Genomic DNA, 20,137 nt, shown 5'->3' on the forward strand with positions numbered 1-20,137 from the left:
ACTGATGACACAATATGGCTTTTACGTTGACTCCTCGCGCTGCTCGGGCTGCAAAACCTGTCAGGTCAGCTGTAAGGATAATAAAGATCTGGATCTTGGGCCGAAGCTGCGCCGGGTCTATGAATACGGCGGCGGCAGTTGGGTGAAAGAGGGCGAGTCCTGGCAAAACGACACCTACAGTTACTACCTGTCGATCGCCTGTAACCACTGTGACGATCCGACCTGTGTGGCCGGTTGTCCGACCGGTGCCATGCACAAGCGCAAAGAAGATGGGTTGGTGCTGGTGGATGAGAACGTGTGCGTTGGCTGCCGTTACTGTGAGATGCGTTGCCCCTACGGTGCGCCGCAGTTTGATGCGCACGCCAAGGTGATGCGCAAATGTGACGGCTGTCTGGATCGATTACAGAAAAATCTGCGCCCGATCTGTGTCGATTCCTGTCCGCAGCGCGCGCTGGATTTTGGGCCCATTGATGAACTGCGTGCCAAATACGGTACTGAAAACCAGATCGCACCGTTGCCTTCTGCGTCGCTGACGCACCCGAATCTGATCGTCAAACCGCACCCGAAAGCGCGGCCGAGCGGCGATAAAGACGGTGCTATTCAAAACTTGCAGGAGGTGCGCCATGCATGAGTTGCCTTTGGTGTTTTTTACCGTGCTTACGCAGAGTGCGGTGGGGGCGTTTATTCTGCTGTTGGTGGCGGGGACGTTAAAACAGCTGGAGGCGCGGCCGTTAGCGATTGGGCTGTTTGCTGCAATGTGTCTGTTTGGTCTGGCCTTGCCGATTGCGGGGCTGCATCTCGGGCAGCCACTGCGTGCCATGAACGTGCTGCTGCGCGCCGGGCACTCGCCGATGAGCAACGAAATCGTGCTTTCGTCGCTGTTTTGCGCGTTCGGCGGCCTCGGGGCGCTGGGGTTGCTGCTTAATCGCGGCGCACAGCGCCTGTTCAGCGCGCTGACCTGGATTGCCGCCGTGGTGGGGGTGCTGTTCTTGTTGGCTATCCCGCGCATTTATCAGTTGCCGACAGTAGCGACCTGGAACACCAGCTACACGCTGTTGATGATGCTGTTGACGCCAATGATTGGTGGCGGTGCGCTGGCGGCGGTATTGGGTGCGCGCCGGATTGGGCTGGCCGTGAGCGTATTGGCGACGCTGGTGAGCTTCTGCCTGCGTCCGGGCTACATGGCAACCTTGATGAGCGCAGACAGTGCGCTAACCAGTGCACAGCTTGCCTGGTTCAGTGCGCAAGCAGTTCTGCTCGCCGTGGGGGTAGTCGGGGCGATGGTGCATGTCCGTTATAAAACCGGACGCTCACTGCTGGCGGCCACTGCGCTGGTGGTGATTGTCGCTGAGCTGGCGGGCCGTGTCGCGTTCTACAACCTGTGGACGTTGCCGATGTAATGCCGTGCCGCCCTGCAAGCTATTGCCCAGGGCGGCATCCTAAGGGGAGAGCCCGATGTCATCTATTGCCGTGTTGCCGCGTTTTTTAGGCGCACTCTTTTACTACCCGCCGACACACCCCGATGTGCAGGCGATCGTTGCGAGCTTATCTGCGCTGCCTGCGCTGTGTCCCTGGGCAGAACGCACCGAAATGGAAGCGCTGTGTCAGCGCTGGCCGGTGCCTGATGCAGAAGCGTTTATCTGGCAACACTCGGTGCTGTTCGAAGGGCAGGGAGAGATGTTTGCACCGCCTTGGGCGTCGGTTTATCTGGAAAACGACAACCTGCTAATGGGAGAAAGTACGGTGCGTTATCGTGCTTTTCTGCACCAGCACGGGCTGTCGTTTACCGGTGTGCAGCAGGAGCCTGAGGATCAGTTCGGGTTGATGCTGCTGGCGTTCGCGGCACTGTTGGAACAAGAGAAAGAGCAGGCGGCACACACGCTGCTGGAAACGTATTTGCTGCCCTGGAGCGATCGCTATCTGGAACGCTTACAGCAAAATCCTCACAGCCCGTTCTATGCCCAACTGGCAGCGGTAACCCGATTGCTGCTACGGGGCATGCAGCGTCATTATGGGTTGCAGCCCGAAACGCCACGGATGTTTTTCTGATGGAAAAGGATGAGCGCTACTATCGCGGGTATTTGTCTCATCGCTACGTCAGTCGGCGCGGGTTATTCCGCGCCTTTCTTAACGCTTCGCATCCGCGAGAGTCGCTACCCGATCGCGCCCAACCGCGTGCGCCACTTCCTCCCGGTGCGCTGCCTGCACCGCAGTTTTATCAACAGTGCAATCGTTGCCAGCAGTGCGTTAACGCTTGCCCGATGGGCGTGTTGATCGTCAATGACGAGGGTTATCCGCAGTTGGCTATCGAGTACGCCAGCTGCGATGGCTGTCAGACATGTATTTCGCACTGCCCCTCGGGGGCGCTATTGCCACAGGCACACTTTGATACCGGATTACGTCCGGCGATCGGTGCCACCTGCATCAGTCAGCAACGTCATTGCCGCAGTTGCATCGATACCTGCCCAAGTCAGGCGCTTTCCCTCAGTGAGCGTGGGTTGCCTGATGTGGACAGCACGCGTTGTCATGGCTGTGGAGAGTGCTTGATTCAATGTGAAATTCAGGCAATTTCGCTGACGCCTTTCGCTTAAATAACACCTCAATATCGACCCCGCCCTACAATCATTTACGCAGTGGTAATGTGATTTTTATTTTTGAACGTGATGTTATTGTGACGTCAATGGCTATTATTGTTTTTTAAATAAAACCTCAATGAATATATAAAATAAGAAGAGACGATTGAACTTTTAATTTAATCGCTTTATTAAACGTATTTTAAACACAGTTCGGATGAGACGTGTTTAGGGTGTTCATCTGAGTTATTTTAGTAATGCGTACCTGTATCATTATTTGTAATGGTTAAAAAACAGGGCTCGACTATATTTACCAGCCAACTTTTTTCTTATTTCCTTTCAGGGAGTAATAGAAATTAAGGCGGTGAAATCATGATGTTTTTTACGTTTATTATTTTATCACCAGGATATTGTCATGCTTGATTTTTTACCTTTCTCTCGCCCCTCTCTGGGAGAGGAGGAGATTGCTGCCGTGAATGCGGTCATGTTATCCGGGTGGATCACCTCAGGGCCAAAAAATCAGCAATTGGAAGCTGCTTTTTGTTCGCTAACCGGCAACAAGCACGCCATTGCTGTCAGTTCTGCGACGGGCGGGATGCATGTAACCTTGATGGCGCTGGATATCTCCCCTGGCGATGAAGTCATTACCCCCTCGCTGACCTGGGTTTCTACCCTCAACATGATTGTCTTGCTCGGTGCTGTGCCGGTGATGGTGGACGTCGATCGCGATACGCTGATGGTTACGCCGGAGGCCATTGCTGCCGCTATCACGCCGCGTACGCGTGCCATTATTCCGGTGCATTATGCTGGTGCGCCGGCCGATATGGATGGGATTCGCGCTATTGGTCATCGTCACGGCATTCCCGTTATTGAAGATGCCGCTCATGCCGTTGGGGCTGAGTATCGCGGCGCCCCCGTTGGGGCGCAAGGCACCGCGATTTTCTCCTTTCATGCCATCAAAAATATGACCAGCGCTGAGGGCGGACTGGTGGTCACGGATGATGACCAGCTTGCCGAGCGTATCCGTAGTCTTAAATTTCACGGCCTGGGCGTGAATGCTTACGACAGACTTGCACAGGGACGTGCACCCCAGGCAGAAGTAATAACGCCGGGCTACAAATACAATCTCAGTGATATTCATGCTGCCATTGCGTTAGTGCAATTTGGCAAGCTGGCGCACGTTAACCAACGGCGTCAGGAGATTGCGCAGCGCTATTTATCTGAGCTTGCCGATACGCCACTGCTGCCGCTACGCCTGCCTGAATGGCCGCATCACCACGCCTGGCATCTGTTTATTTTGCGTGTGGATGCTGAACGCTGCGGTATTTCACGCGATGCGTTAATGGCCGCGCTGCAAGCACAAGGGATTGGCACCGGTCTGCATTTTCGCGCGGTCCATACCCAGAAGTATTACCGTGAGCGTTTTCCCGCACTTGAACTTCCTCATACGGAATGGAACAGCGAGCGCCTGTTATCCATTCCCCTGTTTCCGGATATGACCCATGACGACACATCACGCGTTATCGATGCGCTGCGCAAACTTGCCCGCGGTTGATATGTTCACCTTGCCACCGATAAACAAAGTCTCCGTTGTCATCCCGGTATTCAACGAGCAGGAGAGCCTGCCCACGCTGATTCAGCGCACGTTGGCTACCTGTGAGACGCTGGGTAAGGCCTATGAGATTGTGCTGGTCGACGATGGCAGCAATGACAACTCGGCGCGACTGATGACGCAATTCAGCGAAATGCCGAATAGCCACACGATCGCCGTATTGCTTAACCGGAATTACGGCCAGCACGCCGCGATCATGGCGGGGTTCAGCCATGTGACGGGCGATTTGATCATTACGCTGGATGCCGATCTCCAGAATCCGCCGGAAGAGATCCCGCGTCTGGTGGCAAAGGCCGATGAGGGCTATGACGTAGTGGGCTCGGTGCGCCAAAACCGCCAGGATAGCCTGTTTCGCAAAATGTCATCGCGCCTGATAAACCGTTTTATCCAGCGCACCACCGGCAAGGCCATGGGCGATTATGGCTGTATGCTACGCGCTTATCGACGCCATATCGTCGATGCCATGTTGACCTGCCACGAACGCAGCACCTTTATCCCCATCCTGGCCAATATCTTTGCGCGTAAGGCGACGGAGATTCCTGTCGAGCACGCTGAGCGCCTGCACGGTGATTCCAAGTACAGTGTGATCGGTTTGATCAGCCTGATGTATGACCTGGTGACCTGCCTGACCACCACCCCTTTGCGTCTGCTCAGCGTGATCGGTAGCGCCATCGCGCTGTCCGGGTTCTTGCTGACCTTTGTGCTGGTGGCGTTGCGTCTGGTATTCGGGCCCGAATGGGCGGCCGAGGGTGTTTTCATGTTGTTCGCCCTGCTGTTCAGCTTTATTGGCGCGCAGTTCGTGGGGATGGGAATACTGGGTGAATATATTGGCCGTATTTACAACGATGTGCGTGCTCGCCCTCGTTATTTTGTGCAACGCGTCGTTAAGGGCGAGGCCTGCAAAGACGAGACTCGCCAAGAGAGAAATGTGAAATGAATACCGTTGTTTTTGCTTATCACGATATGGGATGCGTTGGCATCAATGCCTTGCTGGCCTGTGGCTATCGCATCAGTGCTATTTTTACCCATGCGGATACGCCCGGTGAAAATCCTTTTTTTGGCTCGGTGGCTCGTATTGCCGCCAGAACGGGCATTCCTGTCTATACACCGGAAGACGTGAATCACCCGCTGTGGCGTGAACGCATTCGCGCGCTCGCACCGCAGGCCATTTTTTCTTTCTATTACCGCCGTGTGCTGAGTGAAGACATTTTGCAGTGCGCACCCTTAGGCGCGTTTAACCTGCATGGCTCGCTATTGCCGCAATACCGTGGCCGCGCACCGCTGAATTGGGTATTGGTCAACGGAGAAACGCAAACGGGCGTCACGCTGCACCGCATGACGTCAGAACCCGACGCGGGCCCGATCGTCGCACAACGGCGGGTCGATATCGCACCCGATGACAATGCGCCTGGCTTGCATCATAAACTGTGCGAATCCGCAGACCGTCTGTTACGCGATATTCTGCCGGTGATTAAATCCGGTAACTATCCGCAACAGGAGCAGGATCACGCACAGGCCAGCTATGTCACCCGGCGAACCCCGGAGGCGGGGCGGATGGACTGGTCACGGCCCGCGCATGAATTATACAACCTGGTGCGTGCGGTCACGGATCCGTGGCCGGGCGCCTTTTGCTATGCCGGTGCGACACGCTTGACGGTGTGGTCTTCCCGTCTGCGGCCAGATTTCCCTAGCGCACCGAGTGGAACCGTGTTGTCCGTTTCACCGCTGGTGGTTGCCTGCGGTAGCGGTGCGCTGGAGATTGTGACCGGGCAGAGTGACAACAGCGTGTTTATGGCGGGTGAGCAACTGGCACAAACCGTAGGCATGGTGGAAGGGGCCAGGCTGAACGCCTGCTTGCCATGCCAAGCTAAGCGCGTACGGGTATTGATCCTCGGGGTAAACGGTTTTATCGGCAACCACCTGACGGAACGGTTGCTGCAAGATGAAAATTACGAAGTCTACGGCTTGGATATCGGTTCCGATGCCATTGCCCGTTTCCTGCTCAATCCGCGTTTTCACTTTGTTGAAGGCGACATCACCATCCACTCGGAGTGGATTGAGTATCACATCAAGAAATGTGATGTCGTTCTGCCGCTGGTTGCTATTGCCACGCCGATTGAATACACGCGCAATCCGCTACGGGTGTTCGAACTGGATTTTGAAGAGAACCTGAAAATCGTGCGTAGCTGCGTCAAACACCAGAAGCGCATCATCTTCCCTTCCACCTCTGAAGTGTACGGGATGTGTAGCGATAAGGTGTTCGATGAAGATCGCTCATCGCTGGTGGTGGGGCCGATTAACAAACAACGTTGGATCTATTCGGTGTCGAAGCAACTGCTGGACCGAGTGATCTGGGCCTATGGTGAAAAGCAGGGACTGCGTTTTACGCTGTTCCGCCCCTTCAACTGGATGGGGCCACGGCTTGATAGCCTGGATGCCGCCCGCATCGGCAGCTCGCGCGCCATCACGCAGTTGATTCTGAATCTGGTGGAGGGATCGCCCATCAAACTGATTGATGGCGGTGAACAGAAGCGCTGTTTTACCGATATCAACGACGGCATCGACGCGTTATTCCGCATCATTGAAAACCGTGACAACAAGTGTGACGGGCGAATCATCAATATCGGTAATCCGAGCAATGAGGCCAGTATCCGCGAACTCGCGGAGCTGTTGCTCGAAAGCTTTGAACGCCATCCGTTACGGCACATTTATCCGCCGTTTGCCGGCATGTGCGTGGTGGAGAGCGGCAGTTACTACGGTAAAGGCTATCAGGATGTGGAACACCGCAAACCAAGCATCGCCAATGCGCGCCGCCTTCTGGGTTGGGAGCCACAGGTCGAAATCCGCCAGACGATTGACGAAACGTTGGACTTTTTCCTGCGCGCTCACCCTACACCGGATTCCACCCCATGAAACGTGTCGGGCTGCGTATTGATGTTGACACCTGGCGCGGCACGCGAGTCGGCATGCCGCGCCTGCTGGAAACGTTGGATCAGCATGGGGTTCAGGCAAGCGTCTTTTTCAGCGTTGGGCCAGACAATATGGGACGTCACCTTTGGCGTCTGGCCAAACCGGCTTTTTTGTGGAAGATGCTGCGCTCCAAGGCGGTTTCTCTGTATGGCTGGGATATCCTGCTGGCGGGGACTGCCTGGCCGGGCCGCCTGATTGGGCGCGGTAATGCGGACGTTATGCGACAAACGGCGCGTACCCACGAAGTGGGGCTTCATGCCTGGGATCACTTTGCCTGGCAAACCTGGGCGGGTATTTGGCAGCCAGCACAGTTACATCGCCATATCGACCTGGGTAAAACGGCGCTGGAGGATGTGCTGGGTCAGGCCGTCACCTGTTCCGCCGTGGCCGGGTGGCGGGCGGATCAGCGCATCATTGAAGCCAAGCAGTGCTTTGGTTTCCGCTACAACAGCGATTGTCGCGGAAGCACGCCATTTCGGCCCCGCCTGGCAGACGGTACATTAGGTACCGTTCAGGTCCCGGTCTCATTGCCCACCTGGGATGAGGTTATCGGTTCCACCGTACAACCGCAGCAGTTCAACCGCTATTTGCTCAACGCCATGCACAGCGCGCGAGGTACACCCGTGTATACCGTACACGCGGAGGTGGAGGGCATTGCCTTCCAGCGAGAATTCTCGGCGTTGCTCTCCATGGCACGTCTCGAAGGACTTGAGTTTTGCCCTCTGGGGACGTTGCTTCCAGAATCAGAAGCAGATTTGCCCGTTGGGCATGTAGTACGCAGCGCCATCGAAGGGCGGGAAGGATGGCTAGGCTGCCAACAGTGGTTGAATAGTCAACAATATCAGGTCGGTCAGTAATGAAGGCAGTAACCTACACGCTCGCATTGGTCGCTTTGTGGGCGCTCTATTACGTTATTCCCGTTGAATACCGCTTGCTCTGGCAGCCGGATGAAACCCGCTATGCAGAAATCAGCCGTGGCTTACTGGCCTCGGGGGATTGGGCGGTGCCGCGTTTTTTAGGTATTCGCTACTTTGAAAAGCCGATAGCGGGTTACTGGATCAACAATCTGGGTCAATGGTTTTTTGGTCATTCCAATTTTGCAGTGCGTGCGGGAGCGATATTCTCCTCTTCACTGACCGCCTGTCTGGTGGCGTGGCTCTCCTGGCGGATCTGGCGAGACACGCGTACTGCGCTGCTGGCGGCAGTCATCTACCTTACCTGCTTGCTGGTCTACGGCGTAGGGACTTACGCCGTGCTCGATCCTATGCTTGCGCTGTGGCTCTCGCTTGCCATGTGCAGTTTCTGGTATGCCGCAGAATCCGAGTCCGTAGGCAAAAAGGCCATCGGGTATCTGGTGCTGGGTGTGGCTTGTGGCATGGGGGTGATGACCAAAGGCTTTTTGGCGCTGGCGGTGCCCGTTATTAGCGTGCTGCCGTGGGTGGCAGAAAAGAAACAGTGGAAATCACTGTTGATGTATGGACCGTTAGCCGTGTTGAGTGCGGCGGCGGTGACATTGCCGTGGGCGCTAACCATCGCAGAGCGTGAACCGACATTCTGGCACTACTTTTTCTGGGTAGAGCATATCCAGCGCTTTGCGGAGGAGGGGGCGCAGCACCGGGCACCGTTTTGGTATTACCTGCCGCTGTTTCTGCTGGGCGCATTACCCTGGCTGGGCTTTCTTCCTGGTGCGCTGCGCCAGGGCTGGCGAGACAGGAAACAGAATAGCGGCCTGATCTATTTGCTGGGCTGGACACTCCTGCCGCTGCTGTTTTTCAGCCTCGCGAAGGGAAAGTTGCTGACCTATATTCTGCCCTGCTACGCGCCGCTGGCCGCATTGCTGGCGCATCATGTGCTGGGTGCTGCCCGCGAAGGTGGCAAGGCGCTGCGCGCCAACGCACTCATCAATATGCTGTTTGGTTTTACCGGTCTGCTGGCCGTGGTGCTGGTATTGGCTCCTCATCGGTTGGCGAGTTATCCGCTCTATACGCCGCAGGAGTATTGCAAGATGCTGGCGGCAGCGGTGATATTTCTCTGCTGGGCGCTGATAGGGGGGCTGGCGTTGGTGCAACCGCGTAACCGGTGGCCCTGCGCGGCACTGTGTCCGCTGGCATTGGCGCTGCTGGTGGGCGTTGCCATTCCCGATCGTGTAGAGAATGCCAAACAGCCTCAGGCGATGATTGAGCCCGCTCGCGCGCAGCTGCAAGCGAGCCGCTATGTGCTGTCCAACAGCGTAGGGGTTGCCTCAGCGATTGCCTGGGAGTTACAGCGTGACGATATTTTTCTCTACAGCCGCCGCGGGGAACTGGCCTGGGGCTTGGCGTTTGAGGACAGCGCAGAACGGTTTGTCTCTGAAGAGGCTTTCCCTGACTGGCTCGCCGCTCACCGTCAGCAAGGCAATATTACGCTGATGCTGCTGCTTGACGATGACGACAGAACGACGATACATGCGCTGCCAACGCCGGACTGTGTCTATCAGCAAGGACGTTTTGCCGTTGTCGAGTATCACGCGCAGTGAGTGCATGGTTAGGGGTTTTGCTGGTCAGCATGCTGAGCTGCATGGGGCAGATGTGCCAAAAACAGGCGGCTGGCGCGCCTCATCGTACCTATGCGGTGCGATGGCTGTTTGCTGCCCTGCTGCTGCTGGCGCTTGCGCTATTGCTGTGGCTGGTCGTGCTACAGCAGCTTCCGGTCGGCGTAGCCTATCCGATGTTGAGCCTGAATCTGGTTTGGATCACGTTGGTGGCTCGCTGGATTTGGCGGGAACCTATTGATGCGCGGCACATCCTCGGCATTCTGTTTATCATCTCGGGCGTCGTTTTGCTCGGTGTTACGGCTTAGCGTGGAGGCGATAGCATGGGATATCTAGCGGCGTGCCTCAGTGTCATGTCGGTCAGCATCGCGCAGTTGGCGATTAAATACGCCCTGTCCGGATTGCCACCGGTATGGTCGATGCGTACGCTGTGGGACGGCGCACTGTGCCAGTGGCTGCTGCTTGCCGCTGGGCTGGGGTGCTATGTGCTGTCGCTGATTGTCTGGCAATTCGCGTTACAGCGCCTGGCGCTGGGAAAAGCCTACGCATTTTTGAGCCTGAGCTATGTGCTGGTGTGGCTTGGCTCGCTTCTGTTACCCGACTATTCAGAGCATTTTTCATGGCTGGCGTGCATCGGCGTGTTCGCCATCATGGTGGGCGTATTGTTGGTCTGCTGGCCGTCACGCGAAGAAAAACCCTCTACTTCGTCATAGTGCAAGAGTCGATCGGGCTCAAACAAAACAAACATGTTCAGGTGTAATTTCTTGTCATTCTTATGGCAATGGCACCGTGTGAGATAGGTCATAGCATCCTTACCGTAGATCGTAAATAATACAAGACCGTTATCAATAGGAATATACCCGTCATACTTCACGTTGCAGATGCGTTGGCTGCGTTCGCTCACCCGAATCACTTACTTGAGTAAGCTCATCGGGCTTCCCTCACTTGCCGCCTTCCCGCAACCCGAATTATTTAGGGTATAGAAGGGATATTCCTACGGCGGCGGAGGGGCGAAAACGGATTCTCAGACACGGTGTCTGACTGACAGAAAAGAGCATGATGAACAACAAATATCCATTGCAAGAAATCCTTGACGTTGAACGGCTGCAAACGTTGCAGGATAACTTCAGCAAATCCATGATGATTGCATTGGTGGTTGTTGATGAAAAAGGCGTCCCGGTTACCAAACCCAGCGGATTTTCTGATTTTTGCGCCCGTTCGCGGCGTAATCCTGCATTAGCCCAGCACTGCTACGACTGTGATGACGCTGGAGGAAGGGCAGCCATGGCGGCCTGCCGCCCGGTGGTGTATCGCTGCTACTGCGGATTCGTTGAGTTCGCGGTGCCTATCATGATAGACAACCACTATCTCGGTGCGTTTATCTCCGGTCAGGTCAAAGTCGAAACCTCAAAAGAGACCGAAATCCCCTACATTCTGGCGGAAAATGGCGTGTGGGAAGAGAACCCCATGCTGGTGAACCTGCATGAAAACACCAAACGCATGCCCTACGAGCGTTTTGAGTCTACCGCCTATACGCTGTTGCACGTCGCGTCTTACCTGGTAGAACAGGCTTACGCCAACAATATCCAGCGCGAGTTGCATCAAAAAGATCTGGCGTTGACCAATGAATTGCGCAAACGCGTGGATATCGAGCGCTCTCTGCATGAGGCGGAGTTTAAAGCGCTTTCCTATCAGATAAACCCTCATTTCCTGTTTAACGTACTCAATACTATCGGCCGTTTAGCCTTTTTGGAGAACGCCCAGCGCACCGAAAACATGGTGCATGATTTCTCCGACATGATGCGCTATCTGCTACGCAAAAGTAATAATGGGCTTATCACGCTGCGTAATGAGATCAATTACGTCAACAGCTATATGTCAATTCAAAAAGTCCGCATGAGCGATCGTTTTGATTACATGTTCAGCATCCCGGACAAATACCTGGATGTGATCTGTCCTTTTCTTATTTTGCAGCCGCTGGTGGAGAACTTCTTTAACTACGTGGTCGAGCCACGAGAAATAAAAAGTCACATTCATATTAAAGCCACCGACGATGGCCACGATGTGATTATTGAAGTGACGGACAATGGCGATGGTATTTCGCCGCAGGATATCGAGCATATTCTCTCCGGTAATGAGAATCGCCAAAAAGGCGGCATCGGTATCAACAACATTCAAAATCGACTTCAGTTGCTGTTCGGCGAGCGTTATGGACTGGAGATTGCCAGTCCGCATAAACCGAAGCAGGGAACCTCTATCAAGCTGCGTTTCCCGATGCTGGAAGTCCATTAATCCGGGGAGAAACACAATGTACAATTTTGTGATTGTGGAAGATGAACACATTGAATCCGAGTCTTTGCGCCGCATGATCTCGGAGCATATCGAAAATGCCACCATTCATGAAGCATCGACCGGACGCAAAGCCATTCAACTGATCGATCAGCTTAATCATATCGACATGATCCTGGTGGATATCAATATTCCGCTGCCGAATGGAAGAGAAGTGATCGAGTACCTGCGTCGTAAAAACGATCAGACCAAAGTGATCGTCACCACTGCCAATGATGATTTCGATATTGTGCGCAGCATGCTGAGCCTGAAAGTGGATGATTACCTGCTCAAACCGGTCAAACAGAGCATCATGACCGAGGTAATCAAAAAGGTGCTGCACTACGATGAGCAGGATAATCAGGTAACACGCGAGCTGAAACAGAAAGTGTTTGCTCTGATTGACGATGGCGATTATCCCGCCTGGCATGAGTTGGTGTTTCAGACCATCGACGGTGCCTACTGGGATAAATCCGGCGATCGCCGCCAGACGGTGGTGGATTTTCTTGCGCTGCTCGACCAATACGTGACGGCACAAGGCGACAAGTTTGCCGCTTCTCATGCTGCGGCGCTCAAAGGGGTGACGCGCGACGTTGCCAGCCGTGGGCTGACGGAAGGGCTTTACTACCGTATTCTGCGCAGCGTGTTTACCCTGAGTGAAGCGCTGTTTGAGCGGGCGTTTAAAAGCGCTGCGCCGCAGGGGGATTTTATCGAACGCGCCCGTTACCACATCGAGAAGAATATTTTCAGCAACATCACCCTGGATGATATCGCCGAACGCGCTTTTGTCAGCGCCTGTTATCTGAGCCGGGCTTTCAAGAAGGCCACCGGTACCGGTTTTTCCACCTATGTGGCAAATCGAAAAATAAAAATTGCCAAATCTCTGCTGCAATTCAGTGATTTAAAGGTCAATACTATCGCGCTGGAACTGGCGTATCAGGATGCGAACTATTTCTGCCGCATCTTCAAAAAAGAGACCAACATGTCTCCTTCCGACTACCGCAAGCTGATGGTGTTTAACCCGCAGGTTGTCCCACCGGCGGCGGGGAACAGCGTAGTGCTACCCGCGCGGTGATAACGCAAAATAGTCCAACCTGACAGCAAGAAAGTTTACCGGAGCCGTTAGCCCCCCCGAGTAAAATAACGGGATACTCTCAGTGGGGCGAGGCTTGCGTGGACGAGTACCTGTTTACTTCCGAATCAGTGGCGGAAGGCCATCCGGACAAAATCGCCGATCAGATTTCTGATGCGATTTTGGATGCGGTGTTGCTACAAGATCCCTGGGGCCGCGTGGCGTGCGAATGTCTGGTGAAGACCGGTGTCGCCATAGTGGCGGGAGAAATCACCACCAGCGCATCGATTGATGTGGAAAGCGTGGTGCGCCACACCATCAAACAGATCGGTTATAACCACTCTTCGCTCGGCTACGACGGCAATACCTGCGGCGTGCTCAACCTGATCGGCCGGCAGTCGGCGGATATTGCCAGCGGCATTCAGGGTGAGGCGTTAACCGAGCTGGGTGCTGGCGATCAGGGCATTACCTTTGGCTACGCCACGGACGAAACGCCGGAATTGATGCCTGCAACCCTGGTCTATGCGCATCAACTGATGGCGCGTCAGGCCCAGTTGCGTAAATCCGGTCGCTTGCCCTTTCTACGTCCAGATGCCAAAAGCCAGGTGACGCTGCGCTACCGCGATCGTCAGGTGATTGCAGCGGACACTATCGTCATTTCCACGCAGCACGCGCCTGATATCTCACTTGAAACGCTGCGCGAAGCGGTGATCGAAGAGATCGTCAAACCGGTGCTTCCCACACGCTGGCTGACGCCGTACACCCGTATTCTGGTCAATCCGGCCGGATCGTTTGTTACGGGGGGGCCGGTGGGTGACTGCGGGCTCACCGGGCGCAAGATTATCGTCGATACCTATGGCGGTGCGGCTTGCCACGGTGGCGGTGCGTTTTCGGGCAAAGATCCTTCCAAAGTCGATCGCTCAGCGGCCTATGCGGCGCGCTATGTAGCCAAGAACATCGTGGCCGCCGGGTTGGCGGCACGTTGTGAGGTGCAGTTGGCCTGGGCTATCGGCATCGCGCGTCCGGTGGCGGTGCGCATCAACACGTTTGGCACCGAGCGGGTGAGTCGCGATCGGTTGCAGCACCTGGTGGACGCGCATTTCGATCTCAGCGTCTACGGCATGATTACGTCGCTTGATTTACTGGCGCCGCGTTATCGCCACACGGCATGTTACGGGCATTTCGGGCGATCCGATTTTCCCTGGGAATTCACCGATAAAGTCGCGTCGTTACAGAGCGCGGCTTCATTGATATAACGATACACAGGAATAGCTTATGGCTAAGCAAAGTTTGGGTCTGATAGAAACCGTGGGGCTTGCCGCGGCCGTTGAGGCAGCGGATGCGGCGGTGAAATCTGCCAACGTCAATCTGGTCGGCTATGAGCTGACCAAAGGCGGCGGCATGGTCACCGTGAAGCTGGAAGGGGAAGTGGGGGCAGTCAATGCCGCGATTGCAGCGGCAAGCGTTGCCGCCGCCAAAGTGGGGCAGGTGTATGCCCATAAGGTCATTGCGCGCACCGCTGAAGGGATTGAAGCCATCACGCACTCGGCAGAGACGGTAGGCGTTGCCAAATCGGAGCCGCTGGCACCGGAAGTGGTCATCACGCCGCCTGCCGCGCCTGAACCAGAAACCAAAGCAACCACGATTCCCGTGGTGACGCTTGAGCCGAGCGACAATGGGACATCATGCGGGGATATCTCCGAGCCGCCAGCGCCAGCACCACAACCGGCGGCGCAAGCGCCTGCTGCACCAGATGCTACGCCAAAGACAGAGACTGAACCGCCCGCGAAAAAACCAACGCCGCGTCCTGTGGGCAAAAACACCCCGCGTAAGGGTGACAAATAATCACGATGTGATTTCAGACCGACGACAACCTGCTTTACTCACTCGTCATCCCCGGCGAAAGCCGGGGATCTCTGTCAGAAGGAACGCGTTTACTCTGTAGGAGATTCCCGCTTGCGCGGGAATGACGGCGCGAGCGGTGATTTCTCTTCCTACTATCCCTGGCAACCGCCGGGGATTTTTTTGTTCTGATTATGCGGATTAATTAAGGGGGTGATTGACCTACAGCATACAGGGTTTTGCTATTGACTTACCCGCGTCAAATGGCACCCATTTCCGAAGGTATCGCGCAGCGACGCCATTACGCAAAAAGCGCGGGGTCGAGGGGAGTGGGCGACTGCACACCCCTCGTCGGGCGCGTGCCACGCGAATGGCAGAGAAACACAGCGTTTTTCGCGCACGAAACCTTACGCAATGCCAACAGAAATACTCATCCTATCTTTTGGGGGGTTAATACCCCCAACATCAAAACAACGGCACCGCCGCAAAAAAACCAATGGTTGCCAGCAGGTTGACCAACGTCGTCATTATCGCAATGGTGAACGCCGGTGGGTCAATATGGGTATCGCCATGAACCAAAAACAGGCGGGATATCAGTTCACCCAGCAGTGCGCACAGAACGCCGACCACTGCCGCCCAGATCAGGCTGCCGGAGGCCGCTGCTGCCAGTGCGGCAGGAAGGGCAATATGGTGGGACACCGGCACCTGGGTATTGAAATGCAGGAATACCAACGAGAACGCTGAAATCCCAAAGGCCAGCAACGCACCGCTGCCTCCGAAGCTGTGACCCAGATAGCCAGCCATCAACCCAATGCCGATGCCCAAGACCGATAGCTGAGGAATGCGGCTGTGATAGGGCATCCAGCACTGATCCTGCGGCGGGTAGCAGCGACGTACCCCGCTTTGTGGTTTACCCAGCAGACCGGTAGTCCCGAACATCAGCCGCACGATCATGCCAGAGAGCACCACGGTTAACGCCACCGTGTCGGTCCATGCCAACCCCGAAGAGAAGGCAGGCACTTGATTGAACAGCCAGGCGATCACAAAGCCGATGGCACCGAACGCACCGCCGACCAGCAGCACATCGGGGGCCCCCAATCCGCTGAGTCCGGCCGTGATATCACGGCCAGAGGCCAGTTTGCCTTTTTTCGCCGCATAGGCGGTTGCGGCCACCCCGGCGGCAAAACCGCCGACGTGTGGGCCGAATACGCCAAAAGGAAACTGAATAAATGTGGTGGCGCTGCCGGTGACAATTTGCGATATCGCCATGGCAATCACCAAGAGGCCGACAAATTCAAAGGCCGCAAGGGCTCCGATCGCGGCACCGAAAATACCGCCGCCGAAAGCGACTAAAATATCAATGCTGTTCATTACACTCACCTTGATTGTGTGGGTACAAGAAATAAGCGACGTAATACATCACGTCGGTATTATTGATGTGAAAATAATTATTTTTAATAATAACAAGCTAAAAATCGGGCAACGTGAAAATACGTTTCCCGATAATGTTTTATACCGTGCGATTAACCCCCAATATGACATTGGAAACCCAATGATTCGATTTCCTGTTTGAGGATAATTATGGTTTCTTCCGGTATGCTGGGCGCGTCACCCATCGGGTATTCACGGCCAAGTAACGTGTATTTATTTTCACCGTAGGTGTGATAAGGCAATAAATGAATGGTGTCGACATTCGACATCATACGGGCAAATTCGGCAATGGCGTGAATTTCTTCGCGATTGTCATTCACGCCGGGTACCAGCGGAATTCTCACGATGGTTTTGGTAATAAATGAAATTCTAATCAGGTTTTCTAATATACGCTGATTATCCACTCCGGTATTACAGCGATGCACGGCTGGATTGATTGCCTTGATATCCGTAAGCGCCAAATCAATATACGGGAATACGTCTTCGATGGTTTGTGCAGACGTCAGTCCGGTGGTTTCAATGGCGGTATGCCAGCCCTTTTCTTTACAGGCCTTCAGCAGTTCGCGGGCGAATTCCGGCTGCGCCAGCGGCTCGCCGCCAGAGAGCGTAATGCCGCCGCCAGAACGGCGATACACGTTCTCTTCTTTTTGTAGCTCTTGTATCACTTCACGCACGGTGATGCGCTTGCCTTTCATTTCCAACGCGCCGGTCGGACACACGCGGGTGCAATCACCGCAGTTAACACAGCGTTGGCGATCGACAAAATGCGGTGCGGTGATGGACAGCGCCTGGTGTTGACAGGCTTCCAGACATTTACCGCAGTGGATACAGTCATTCTTTTTGAACAGCAGCTCAGGGGTTGGCCGCTGCGATTCCGGGTTGCTGCACCATTTGCAAGAGAGCGGGCAGCCTTTAAAAAAGGGGATGGTACGGATACCGGGACCATCGTGCAGGGAATAGCGTTGAATATTGAAAATCACGCCTTCCGTATCATAGTGTACTTTATTCATAACATGGCTCATGGGCGACGCGTACCCTCGGGAGTGTGGTGAACCCAGGGCGACACTCAAAAGTGTCGCCCTGACCCTCAGCAGGGCATCAGAAGTGCTGTTCCGTGCGGCTGATGATGTCGTCCTGTACTTCTTTCGCCAGCACCACGAACTGGGCGCTGTAACCGGCGACACGCACCACCAGATCGTTGTGTTTTTCCGGGTGTGCCTGTGCCTCGATCAGCACATTGCGGTCCACCACGTTGAACTGGACGTGCATCCCTTTGCGATCGAAGTAGCTTCTTACCATGCCGCCGAAGTTAACCAGACCTTTGTCCCCGGCCAGTGCAGAAGGCAGGAATTTCTGGTTGTACAGGGTGCCGTTGGAGGCGCTGAAGTGGTCCAGTTTCGCCACCGAGTTCGCCGCAGCGGTTGGGCCCAATGTGTCTTTGCCCTGACGCGGTGAAACGCCATCGGCCAGCGGTTCTTTCGCCAGACGACCATCGGGCAGCGCCGCGACGTCTTTACCGAACAGCACGTTAGCGGATACCGGGTAGATACCGGCCTGGAACTGGCCGCCGCGTGGGTTGGTGTATTTCTCCACTTCCTGGCAGTAGATCAGCGCACAGCGACGTGCCACCAAATCCACATCATCGATGTCGTTACCGAAGCACGGTGTGCTTTCCAGAATGCGGCGAATTTCCTGATGGCGATTTTCGCTGGCACCGTAAGTCGGGGTTGCCGGTGCACTGGCAGAAAGCTGACGGTACACTTCGTTCTTGATGGCGGACGGATCCAGCGTACCGTTCTGTTCCACGATACGTTTCACGATGTCATAGACATCTTGCTCGTTCAGCGAGGATTTCGCTGCGCCAGCGTGAGGCGCAGCGCCAACGGCGTAACCGAAGTTGGCATCCAGCGCGCCTTTCAGCTCTTGCAGCGTTAGTTTACGGTCCTCAAACACCTGTTTCTGGATGGCGTAAACGGAGTCACCGGTATCGGCCACGCCGAACGCCTGCGGGCCAGTAAAGTTGTAGATGGCACCGCCGTCTTGCAACGATTTACCGCGTCCGATGCAGTCATCGACCATGGCGGAAAGGAACGGCAGCGGGCAGCGCTCGGCGTGCGCGATATCCACGCTGTTACAGGCTTCGACCAGCTGATGGACAAAGTGCGCCATCTGTTTTTGGAACGCGGTATAGAACGCTTCGATGTTACCGAACTGCGGCAGTTCGCCCGTGACTGGGCCGATCTGTTTGTTGCCCGCACGACCGTTGTTCAGGGTGATTTCCAGCACTTTAGCGACGTTAAAGAACGCGGCATCGTGCCAGCCTTCGGTACGGTGCGGCGCTTGCGGTTCCACACAGCCGATGATGCAGTAATCACGCGCATCGTGCAGAGACACGCCACGGTTTTGCAGTGCCGGGATAATCACTTCATCGTTGTACATCGCGGGAACACCGAGTCCCAGACGCGCCACTTCACACGCGCGATACAGGAATTCATCCGGCGTGCCTTGCCATACGCGGATCGAGAAAGAGGGCTGCGGCAAGCGAACATGTGCGGTCGCTTCCATACACATGTAGCTCATTTCGTTGGTGGCATCGCGTCCGTCTTCGGTTTGGCCGCCCACGCACAGGTTTTGGAACACCGCGAAACCGGCGAATGCCTGCGCGGAGACTTCATCACGGGTTTTGTTGATGTCGTTCAGCTTGATCCAGCAGCAGTCCACCAGTTCCTGCGCAAATTCTTTGGTGATGTTTTTGTCGGCGGCGTAGTACGGGTACATGTACTGGTCGAAACGCCCCGGGGAGATGGAGTGACCGCTGGATTCAATCTGCAACATGCTTTGCAGGAACCAGAAGGTCTGGCACGCTTCCCAGAAGGTGGATGCGCCGAATTCTGGAACGCGCTGGCAGTTTTGGGCAATTTGCAGCAGCTCTTGCTTACGCGTTGGGTTGCTTTCCTGCTGCGCCAACTGTGCCGCGTGTTCTGCATAGCGGTGGGCGTAACGGATCGCTGCGGTGTAGCTGATGATCACCGAGTGATAGAACTGCTCTTTTTTAATGTAATCCGGTGAGCTGCGATCCAGTTTTTCCAGCGCGCGCTGCACTTCATCAATGATGCCACGGAACCCGATTTTCAGGATTTTGCCGTAGTCCACGCTGACGTGGCCGACGCCGCCGTAGAAGTAGTTGCCGACGGTGAATACGCCGCTCGCCATGCTCTCTTTGGTGGCATCGGACATATAGGATGCAGCCAGCGCACTGGTGGTTTTACCCGGCCAGTAGGTGAAGGCATCATGCAGTTCTTTGGCGGTTTCTTTCGGAATGATAAACGGGTCAGCGACGCGGGAACCCATGGTCTCGAACTCTTTTTCCACCCAGTCGTAAGAGAATTCCGGGCAGATTTCGGTAGAGCGCGGGTTTTTGGTTACCGCACCGACGATCAACTCGTCCGGGCGAATGGTCACCGGCAGATTATTGAAGATCTTTTCTACCACTTTGGCGCGACGCATGATCGGCGGTAAGCCTTCGGTTTCTTTATAGGCTTCGGTGGCCAATACGGCGCGTTCAGATTCGACATAGGGCTTTGCCGTCAGAATCATATTTTTCAGTCTGACAACACGGTCGGTCGGATTGGAAAAACCTTTCTCTAACATATCCAGGACTCCTGCATATTTAAAATTATTCATGATGTAGGCAATACAGAGGCATCCTTCGGGGAAAAAGGGATACCCAGACTGCTGACCAATATTATTTATACCCGTCATTCATCACATTATTTAAC

At 55.0% G+C, this 20,137-nt stretch carries 18 protein-coding genes; 15 read left to right on the forward strand and 3 right to left on the reverse strand.

The genetic code is table 11. The features are described from left to right. Window positions 1–4 precede the first annotated feature (4 nt). The 15 genes from J5069_RS12045 (at window position 5) to J5069_RS24220 (ending at window position 14,930) form a co-directional block, all read left to right on the forward strand. On the forward strand, window positions 5–631 hold the full coding sequence (locus tag J5069_RS12045) for a DMSO/selenate family reductase complex B subunit (protein ID WP_264644107.1): 627 nt from the start codon (window positions 5–7) through the stop codon (window positions 629–631). Continuing rightward, window positions 624–1,400: a dimethyl sulfoxide reductase anchor subunit family protein gene (locus J5069_RS12050; RefSeq protein WP_264644108.1), complete on the forward strand. Its 777-nt coding sequence runs from the start codon at window positions 624–626 to the stop codon at window positions 1,398–1,400. The genes J5069_RS12045 and J5069_RS12050 overlap by 8 nt, the downstream gene beginning before the upstream one ends. Before the next feature lie 55 nt (window positions 1,401–1,455). Further along, a complete protein-coding gene (locus tag J5069_RS12055) occupies window positions 1,456–2,049 on the forward strand; it encodes a molecular chaperone (protein ID WP_264644109.1) in 594 nt (197 codons plus the stop codon). Continuing rightward, entirely contained in the window at window positions 2,049–2,591 is a 543-nt protein-coding gene (gene napF / locus J5069_RS12060; protein WP_264644110.1) for a ferredoxin-type protein NapF, read from the forward strand. The genes J5069_RS12055 and napF overlap by 1 nt, the downstream gene beginning before the upstream one ends. Window positions 2,592–2,988: 397 nt before the next feature. Beyond that, window positions 2,989–4,128, forward strand: a complete 1,140-nt coding sequence (gene arnB / locus J5069_RS12065) for a UDP-4-amino-4-deoxy-L-arabinose aminotransferase (RefSeq protein ID WP_264644111.1) — start codon at window positions 2,989–2,991, stop codon at window positions 4,126–4,128. A gap of 1 nt (window position 4,129) precedes the next feature. Beyond that, the gene (gene arnC / locus J5069_RS12070; protein WP_264644371.1) at window positions 4,130–5,122 is read left to right on the forward strand and encodes an undecaprenyl-phosphate 4-deoxy-4-formamido-L-arabinose transferase; all 993 of its coding nucleotides are present in this window, start codon (window positions 4,130–4,132) and stop codon (window positions 5,120–5,122) included. Further along, window positions 5,119–7,098 (forward strand): bifunctional UDP-4-amino-4-deoxy-L-arabinose formyltransferase/UDP-glucuronic acid oxidase ArnA, encoded by a 1,980-nt coding sequence (gene arnA, locus J5069_RS12075; RefSeq protein ID WP_264644112.1) that lies wholly within the window; start codon window positions 5,119–5,121, stop codon window positions 7,096–7,098. Before arnC ends, arnA begins: the two co-directional genes overlap by 4 nt. After that, the gene (arnD, locus tag J5069_RS12080; protein WP_264644113.1) at window positions 7,095–8,012 is read left to right on the forward strand and encodes a 4-deoxy-4-formamido-L-arabinose-phosphoundecaprenol deformylase; all 918 of its coding nucleotides are present in this window, start codon (window positions 7,095–7,097) and stop codon (window positions 8,010–8,012) included. The genes arnA and arnD overlap by 4 nt, the downstream gene beginning before the upstream one ends. Then, window positions 8,012–9,670, forward strand: a complete 1,659-nt coding sequence (gene arnT / locus J5069_RS12085) for a lipid IV(A) 4-amino-4-deoxy-L-arabinosyltransferase (RefSeq protein WP_264644114.1) — start codon at window positions 8,012–8,014, stop codon at window positions 9,668–9,670. The genes arnD and arnT overlap by 1 nt, the downstream gene beginning before the upstream one ends. Beyond that, window positions 9,667–9,993 carry a 4-amino-4-deoxy-L-arabinose-phosphoundecaprenol flippase subunit ArnE gene (gene arnE, locus J5069_RS12090; protein WP_264644115.1) on the forward strand — a complete coding sequence of 109 codons (327 nt, stop codon included), beginning with the start codon at window positions 9,667–9,669 and terminating at the stop codon, window positions 9,991–9,993. The genes arnT and arnE overlap by 4 nt, the downstream gene beginning before the upstream one ends. 15 nt (window positions 9,994–10,008) lie before the next feature. Beyond that, entirely contained in the window at window positions 10,009–10,398 is a 390-nt protein-coding gene (locus tag J5069_RS12095; protein ID WP_264627815.1) for a 4-amino-4-deoxy-L-arabinose-phospho-UDP flippase, read from the forward strand. A gap of 346 nt (window positions 10,399–10,744) precedes the next feature. Then, window positions 10,745–11,977, forward strand: coding sequence for a PocR ligand-binding domain-containing protein (locus tag J5069_RS12100; RefSeq protein ID WP_264644372.1), 1,233 nt, complete (start codon window positions 10,745–10,747; stop codon window positions 11,975–11,977). Window positions 11,978–11,993: 16 nt separating this feature from the next. Then, entirely contained in the window at window positions 11,994–13,088 is a 1,095-nt protein-coding gene (locus J5069_RS12105) for a response regulator transcription factor (RefSeq protein WP_264644116.1), read from the forward strand. A gap of 98 nt (window positions 13,089–13,186) precedes the next feature. Then, on the forward strand, window positions 13,187–14,341 hold the full coding sequence (gene metK, locus J5069_RS12110; protein WP_264644117.1) for a methionine adenosyltransferase: 1,155 nt from the start codon (window positions 13,187–13,189) through the stop codon (window positions 14,339–14,341). 19 nt (window positions 14,342–14,360) lie between these two features. Beyond that, window positions 14,361–14,930: a BMC domain-containing protein gene (locus J5069_RS24220; RefSeq protein WP_319801675.1), complete on the forward strand. Its 570-nt coding sequence runs from the start codon at window positions 14,361–14,363 to the stop codon at window positions 14,928–14,930. 462 nt (window positions 14,931–15,392) lie between these two features. Here the strand turns inward: J5069_RS24220 and J5069_RS12120 are convergent, their stop codons facing one another. The 3 genes from J5069_RS12120 to grpM all read right to left on the reverse strand — a co-directional run bounded on the left by J5069_RS12120 (window position 15,393) and on the right by grpM (window position 20,009). Continuing rightward, window positions 15,393–16,298: a permease gene (locus tag J5069_RS12120; protein WP_264644118.1), complete on the reverse strand. Its 906-nt coding sequence runs from the start codon at window positions 16,296–16,298 to the stop codon at window positions 15,393–15,395. Window positions 16,299–16,450: 152 nt separating this feature from the next. Further along, window positions 16,451–17,368 (reverse strand): glycyl-radical enzyme activating protein, encoded by a 918-nt coding sequence (locus J5069_RS12125; protein ID WP_264644119.1) that lies wholly within the window; start codon window positions 17,366–17,368, stop codon window positions 16,451–16,453. Between the two features lie 88 nt (window positions 17,369–17,456). Continuing rightward, a complete protein-coding gene (gene grpM, locus J5069_RS12130) occupies window positions 17,457–20,009 on the reverse strand; it encodes a glycyl radical diol dehydratase GrpM (RefSeq protein WP_264644120.1) in 2,553 nt (850 codons plus the stop codon). Window positions 20,010–20,137 lie beyond the last annotated feature (128 nt).

This window comes from Candidatus Symbiopectobacterium sp. NZEC127 (genome assembly GCF_025962675.1).
GTDB lineage: Bacteria > Pseudomonadota > Gammaproteobacteria > Enterobacterales > Enterobacteriaceae > Symbiopectobacterium.